Origin of the sequence: Kitasatospora phosalacinea (genome assembly GCF_000717185.1) — a bacterium.
GTDB classification, from domain to species: Bacteria; Actinomycetota; Actinomycetes; order Streptomycetales; family Streptomycetaceae; genus Kitasatospora; species Kitasatospora phosalacinea_A.
This window is the reverse complement of record NZ_JNYE01000171.1, coordinates 1-6,283: the sequence shown is the minus strand read 5'-3', so window position 1 is coordinate 6,283 and position 6,283 is coordinate 1. Positions and strand designations below refer to the sequence as shown.

Annotated in this window: 5 protein-coding genes; 2 read left to right on the top strand and 3 right to left on the bottom strand. The window is 74.1% G+C overall.

All coding sequences use genetic code 11. The features are described from left to right. The first annotated feature begins 463 nt into the window (after positions 1-463). On the top strand, positions 464-670 hold the full coding sequence (locus OO57_RS36805) for a hypothetical protein (protein ID WP_158715372.1): 207 nt from the start codon (positions 464-466) through the stop codon (positions 668-670). A gap of 15 nt (positions 671-685) precedes the next feature. On the opposite strand, the gene OO57_RS36800 is transcribed toward OO57_RS36805, so the two are convergent. Continuing rightward, a complete protein-coding gene (locus tag OO57_RS36800) occupies positions 686-1,204 on the bottom strand; it encodes a cupin domain-containing protein (protein ID WP_033257203.1) in 519 nt (172 codons plus the stop codon). Positions 1,205-1,328: 124 nt separating this feature from the next. Here OO57_RS36800 and OO57_RS36795 point away from each other — a divergent pair, with 124 nt between their 5' ends. Continuing rightward, positions 1,329-1,892, top strand: a complete 564-nt coding sequence (locus OO57_RS36795) for a TetR/AcrR family transcriptional regulator (protein ID WP_033257202.1) — start codon at positions 1,329-1,331, stop codon at positions 1,890-1,892. 157 nt (positions 1,893-2,049) lie between these two features. On the opposite strand, the gene OO57_RS40185 is transcribed toward OO57_RS36795, so the two are convergent. Further along, on the bottom strand, positions 2,050-5,085 hold the full coding sequence (locus OO57_RS40185) for an ABC transporter substrate-binding protein (RefSeq protein ID WP_051778724.1): 3,036 nt from the start codon (positions 5,083-5,085) through the stop codon (positions 2,050-2,052). A gap of 134 nt (positions 5,086-5,219) precedes the next feature. After that, a complete protein-coding gene (locus OO57_RS38880) occupies positions 5,220-6,131 on the bottom strand; it encodes a 2-hydroxyacid dehydrogenase (RefSeq protein ID WP_106974213.1) in 912 nt (303 codons plus the stop codon). Positions 6,132-6,283: the final 152 nt, after the last annotated feature.

Sequence of the window (6,283 nt, the reverse complement as noted above, 5' to 3'; positions counted from 1 at the left end):
ACCTACAATCACCACCGCGGACACACCGCACTCGCCGGCCAACCACCCGCCAGCCGCGTCCCCAACCTCACAGGACAGAACACCTAGGGCTCCTCCCCGACACCGGACCCGGTCGGCGTGCTGCCGGGCCCGGCGGTGGGTCAGTGCAGGGCGGCGAGGCGGTGGCGGCGGGTGGTGGGGGCTGCTTCGGCGGCGAGGGCGGTCAGGGCGTCGGCGCCGGGGGGGGCGAGGCGGGGCAGGCGGTGGTGGCCCTGTTGGGGGACCGGCCCGTGGCGGACCTGCTGGCGCGGGTCGCGGCGAGCGGGACGGCGTCAGCCCGGTCGTCGAGGGCCTCGGCGAGGCCGTCCGGGCCGAGGAGTCGGCCGGACTCGCGTTGGGGAGGGCCCGGCACGAGGGCGAGTCGGCCCCGCTGGACGACCGACCGGCGGCCCGCCCGAACCCGGGGGCGGGCATCACGGCGAAGGTGCTCGGCCCAGTCCTGGAACTGGGCCCCGCCGACCGCGCCTCCCTGCTGGACGCGCTGGACGCGTTGGACGCGCTGGAGGTCTGGCTGGACTGCGAGGGCTCGACCGCCTGCGCGCCCTGGTCGACCTGGCCCTGGTCCTGGAGGCGTGCCGACTCGTACCGGGGGCCGGGTGACGGGCGAGCGGCTGCGGCTGCGGCTGCGTGAGCGACCCCGTGTCGTTCAGGCGCCGAACGGCGGAGTCAGGTCGTACCGCGCGATGACGTCGGGCAGCCAGTCGGGTTGCCCGAGCTGGAGCCCGTACTCGGCGGCGAGCGCGGGTAGCGCGTCCTCGGACGGCGGGGGGCCGTCGGCGAGCATCTCGGCCAGTTCGCGGAAGAAGTGCTCGAAGCCGGCCGGGCTGATGACCTCGATCATCCGGGCCGGGACGGGACCGGCGTTCCACATCGCGTGCAGTTCCCCGCGCGGCTTGGTGATGTAGCCGCCGGCTCCCAGGACGACCTCGCGGTCGCCGGACCGGAAGCCGATCTCGCCCTCGGTGACGATCGAGTACTCGTCCTCCCGGGTGTGCAGGTGCGGCGGCACCAGTGCGCCGACCGGGAAGGGGTGCTCCACGACGGAGACCGCGCCGTTGGTGTCGGCGCCCCAGAGCTTGAAGGCGACCCCGATCGAGCCGAGGTCGCCCTCGCCTCCCTCGCCGGGGCGGACGACGGTGAGTGACGGGGCCGACGGCTCTGTCATGGCGATCACTCCTCCACGCAATTTCAAGATACACTGGTGTTCTCTTGAAAAGTCTCCGCCGCGGACCGCAGGGCGTCAACAGGTGAGTGAACAGCAGCGTTCATCGAAAACGCGTGGCTACGAGATGCGCAAACGCGCCGAGGACGTGGGGCGGACGCGGCAGCGCATCGTCGAGGCCGCCGTGCACCTGCACGGCACCGCGGGCCCGGCGGCGACGAGCATCGCGGCGATCGCCGAGCGCGCCGGGGTCACCCGGCTGACCGTCTACCGGCACTTCCCCGACGAGACCGCGCTGTTCCAGGCCTGCTCGGGGCACTGGCTGTCGCAGCAGCAACCGCCCCGGCCCGAGACGTGGGAGGCGATCGGGGACCCGGTCGAACGGCTGACGGCCGGACTCGCCGACCTCTACCGCTTCTACCGCGCGGGCGAGCAGATGCTGACGCTGGTCAGCCGCGACCTGCACGCGGCACCCGACGCGATCCGCGAGGCCTGGGAGGCGAGGAACAGGCACTGCGTCGGAGTGCTGGCCGACGCGTGGCCGGTGGCGGGTGAGCAGCACACCCGGCGGGCGGTGATCGGCCATGCAGCGGCGTTCTCGACCTGGCGTTCGCTCTGCCGGGAACAGGGGCTGACGGACCGCCGGGCGGTCGAGGTCATGGTCACGCTGGTGGGGTCGGTGGGCGACTGACCCGGCGGGCGACTGCCCCGGTCACGGAGGCGGAGCCGGTCACGGAGGCGGAGCCGCTGACGGTTCCGGCGCCGGTGCCGGTTCTGGAGGTGCGGGTGCGACGGCGATGGACCCGCCCCGCCCGCGTCTCCAGCGCCGGATGCCGCCCGGCGGTGGGTCACCCGCCGTCGGAGACGCCCAGCGCCTGGAGGTCGACGCCGCCGTAGGCGTCGGTGACGTAGACGTTGGTCAGGCGCGGGTTGCGGTAGTTCAGCGCGTGGTTGGCGAGGTACGGAAGGTAGTAGGCGCCGTCGGTGACCTTGTGGTTGATCTTCCGGTAGAGGTCGACGGCCTTGGTCGGGTCGCCCTGCAGCGCGGCCTGGTCGAACCAGCCGTTGACCTCGGGGTCGTTGATGCCGGGGAAGTTGCGGTTCCCGGTGTCGCGGATGCGCCGGCCGTCGGCGAGGTCCTGGAGGAAGACGCCGCCCGACGGGTAGTCGGGGGCCCAGCCGGACACGATCAGCCCGTAGCCCTTGGACTTGACGGTGCTCGGCGAACCGATGGTGCCGTAGAACTTCCCGAGGTCGTAGCCGTCAACGGTCACGCTGATGCCGACCGCCTTGAGCGAGTTCTGCAGGACCTGCGCCACCGCCTGCTCCTTGGGGTTGTCGGAGCGGACGGCCAGGGTCACGGCGAAGCCGTCGGGCTTGCCGCAGGCGGCGAGTTCGGCCTTGGCCTTGGCCTGGTCGGGCTCGCCGTCCTTGAGGCCGTACGGGTCGTAGTCGTCCCAGCCGGTGACGGTCGGCACCAGCATCGAGCCGGTCAGTTCGCCCGCGTCCGGGCCGCCGCGCGCGGTCCGCAGGGCGGCGGGGTCGGCCGCGTACAGCACGGCGTTGCGGCAGTGCTGGTTGTCGAACGGCGCGACCGCCGGGACGATCGCCACGTAGCGCAGGGTGCCGGTGGCCGGGTCGTCGGCGTTCGCCTTCAGCTCGGGGTCGGCGAGCACCCTGGCCCGGGCGGCGGCCTGCAGGCCGCCCTGCGACAGGTCGAGGTCGAGGTCGCCGGCGAGCAGCTTGGCGTCGATCTCGTCGGCGCTGCTGCTGACGGTCAGTCGGATCCGGTCCGGCAGCGCCTTGCGCAGCGGGTCGCCCGCCCGGGTCCAGGCGGGGTTGCGCTCCAGCTCGTAGCTCTTGCCGACCTGCACGCTGCGGAACCGGTACGGCCCCGAGGAGACCGGCTTCTCGGCGTACTTGTCGCGGGTGTCGGCGGCCTTCGGGACGGGCGCGGTGGCACCCCCGGTCAGCAGGTACGGGAAGTCGGCGTTCGGCTTGGCCAGGACGAACACCAGCGTGAGGTCGTCCGGCGTGCGCACCGACTTCAGGCCCAGCCCGTTCGGGTCGCTGTCGCTGTACGGGCCCTTGTAGCCCTGCCCTTGGTCGAGCTGCTCGGCCAGCAGCGTCGAGCCGCCGAACAGCACGTCCTGGTCGAAGGACCGCTCGATGCCGTACTTGACGTCCTTGGCGGTGATGGGCGTGCCGTCCTCGAACTTCAGCCCGGAGCGCAGCCGGACGGTGTACGTCTTCCCGTCGGCGGAGACGTCCGGCGCGGCGGCCGCCAGGTCCGGCACCACGACCGCCCCGGCCTGGCCCGGCTTGCCGTCGTACGTGAACAGGGTGCGGGCGTAGAGGCGCTGGAAGTTCCAGGTGAAGCCGGAGTAGCCGCGCGCCGGGTCCAGCGAGTCCAGGTCGATGGGGGTGCCGAGCTCCAGGGTGCCGCCCTTCTCCTCGGACGGGTTCAGCACGTGGTCGACCGCCGCGTTGTACGCCACGGTGGTGGTCGGGTCGCCCCCGCCGTCCGACGGCGACGGCGAGGCCGAGGCCGTGCTGCCACCGCCGCCGCCGTTGTCCCCCGGGTCCTTCTTGTTCCCCAGCGTGTTCACCACCAGGATGCTCGCGGGCACCACCGCGGCGATCACCCCGAGCGCCCCGAACAGCAGCATCCGGCGCCGCCTGCCGGGCCCGCCGGGGGCGACGGCCGGAACCGGCGTCGTCAGCACCGGCGGCAGCGGCGTCGCGTACGGGTTCGGGAACGGGGCGGGCGAGGCGTACGGGTTCGGGGTGTCCGCCCGCGGTGGCGCCGGCAGCGGCACCGGGCTCGGTGCCTGGAGCTGGGCGGGGATCTCGGGCCTCGCGTCCTGGAGCTGGCCCTGGCCCTGCCCCTGCCCCTGGGCCGGTGTCGGCGTCGGCGTCGGCACGGCCGGCGGGGTCGCCGGGAACGGCGGCGGCGCGAGCGGGGCGGGCGGGACGGATGGGACGGACGGCGCCGGGGTGGCGTCGCGGACCGTCCCGTGGTGCGCGGGGACGGGCGGGGCGGGCGGGGCCGCGGGCGCGGGCGCGGGCTGGGCTGCCGCGGTCAGGGTGCGGGCGGTCTGTTCGGCGCTCAGCCGCAGCCCGGGGTCCTTGACCAGCAGGCCCAGCAGCGCGGGGGCGAGCGGGCCGGCGAACCGGGACGGCCGCGGCGGCTGGGTGAGGATGGCGACGTACAGGGCCGTCAGGGTGTCGGCGGCGAACGGCGCTTCGCCCTCGACCGCGGTGTGCAGGGTCGCGCCCAGCGACCACAGGTCGGAGGCCGGGGTGGCGGGCTTGCCGTCGAGCTGCTCGGGCGCCATGTAGGCCGGGGTGCCGAGCAGCGTTCCGGTGCTGGTGAGGGACATCGTGGCGTCGGCGATGCTGGCGATGCCGAAGTCGGTGAGCACCACGCGGTTGCCGCTGAGCAGGATGTTGTCGGGCTTCAGGTCCCGGTGGACGACGCCCGCGGCGTGCGCGGCGCTCAGCGCGTCCAGCACGGCCAGGCCGATCTCGGCGACCCGCGGCGCGGCCAGTCGGCCCTGGTCCCGGACGGTGGCGGCCAGCGAGGTGCCGACCACGAACTCCATCACGATCACCGGGGCGCCGTCGTGCTCCACCACGTCGAACACCGTGATGATCCCGGGGTGGTTGAGCCCGGCGGCGACCCGCGCCTCCCGCATCACCCGTTGGAGCAGCAGCTCCCGCTGGTCCTCGTCGAGCCCGGCCGGGAACAGGATCTCCTTGACCGCGACCTCCCGGTGCAAGGTCTCGTCCCGCCCCCGCCAGACCCGGCCCATCCCGCCGCGCCCGACCGGCTCGATCAGCCGGTACCGCCCACCGATCAGCGTCCCACCCGTGTCCGTCACGGCCCACAGGCTATCGGTCCCCGCGGACGGTCCGGACAACCATGATCTGTTCGTGACCCGGCGGCGGCCGGGGGCGGCGGCGCGCAGCGGCCGGGGCGGCTGCCGACGCGGCCGGGGCGGCGCGGCCCGTCCCGTCAGTGCCCGGGGGCGAGCGGTTCGCCGTTCTCGAAGCGCAGGACCTGTCGGCGCAGCGTGCGCTTGGCCCGTGGCAGGAAGGCGCTGCTGGGGCCGCCGACGTGCGGGGTGATCAGCACGCCGGGGGCGTGCCAGAGCGGGTGGTCGGCGGGCAGCGGCTCGGGGTCGGTGACGTCGAGCGCGGCCCGCAGGCGCTGCGCGGTGAGTTCGGCGAGGAGCGCCGGGGTGTCGACGACGGGGCCGCGGGCGACGTTGACGAGCAGCGCGCCGTCCTTCATCCGGGCCAGGAACCCGGCGTCGACGAGGTGGCGGCTCTCCGCGGTCAGCGGGGTCAGCAGCACGACGACGTCCGCGGACGGCAGCAGCGCCGTCAACTCCTCCGTGCCGTGCACCCCTTCGTCGGGCCGGGCCCGGCGCGCGACCCGGACGACCTCGCACTCGAAGGGCTCCAACCGGGCGGCGAGCGCGCGGCCGATCGAGCCGTAGCCGAGGATCAGCACGGTCTTGTCGGCGAGGGACTGGTGGAACTCCTGCTGCCAGTGCCCCCGGTCCTGGAGCCGGGTGAAGTGCGGGACGCCCCGCAGCGAGGCGAGGACCAGCGTCACCGCCAGCTCGGCGGTGCTGGCGTCGTGCAGCCCGCGCGCGTTGCACGCGACGACCCCGTCCGGCACGTGCGGCAGCACGTCGTCCATCCCGGCGGTGAGCGTCTGGACGACCTTCAGCGACGGCAGGCGCCCGAGCAGCGGGAGCGCGACGGCGTGCCGCATGTAGGGCAGGCAGAAGAACTCCACCTCCCGCAGTTCCGCGTCCGGTGGCACCGGCCCGTCCCCGTCCCAGACGAGGGCGTCGAGGCCGACGGGCAGGCCACCGATCGCGTCGGGCGCGTACGGGAGGAGGTAGCGGGCGCTCATGCTCCGACCTTAACCACCCGGGGCCGGGCCGCGCCCGAGGGGGTGTCAGACCTCCGGCTCTGTCCCGTAATCGGTGGTAACGAAGGGTGACGGGCGTCGTTGGCATGGTGTGCGTGATGTCAACGAGCTTGTGAGTGTGGTGTTTTCCGGGC

What these genes read in the sequence shown, in the direction of transcription:
- OO57_RS36800 (WP_033257203.1), bottom strand. Translation starts at nt 1,204, where the DNA reads ATGACAGAGCCGTCGGCCCCGTCACTCACCGTCGTCCGCCCCGGCGAG.
- OO57_RS36795 (WP_033257202.1), top strand. Translation starts at nt 1,329, where the DNA reads ATGCGCAAACGCGCCGAGGACGTGGGGCGGACGCGGCAGCGCATCGTC.
- OO57_RS38880 (WP_106974213.1), bottom strand. Translation starts at nt 6,131, where the DNA reads ATGAGCGCCCGCTACCTCCTCCCGTACGCGCCCGACGCGATCGGTGGC.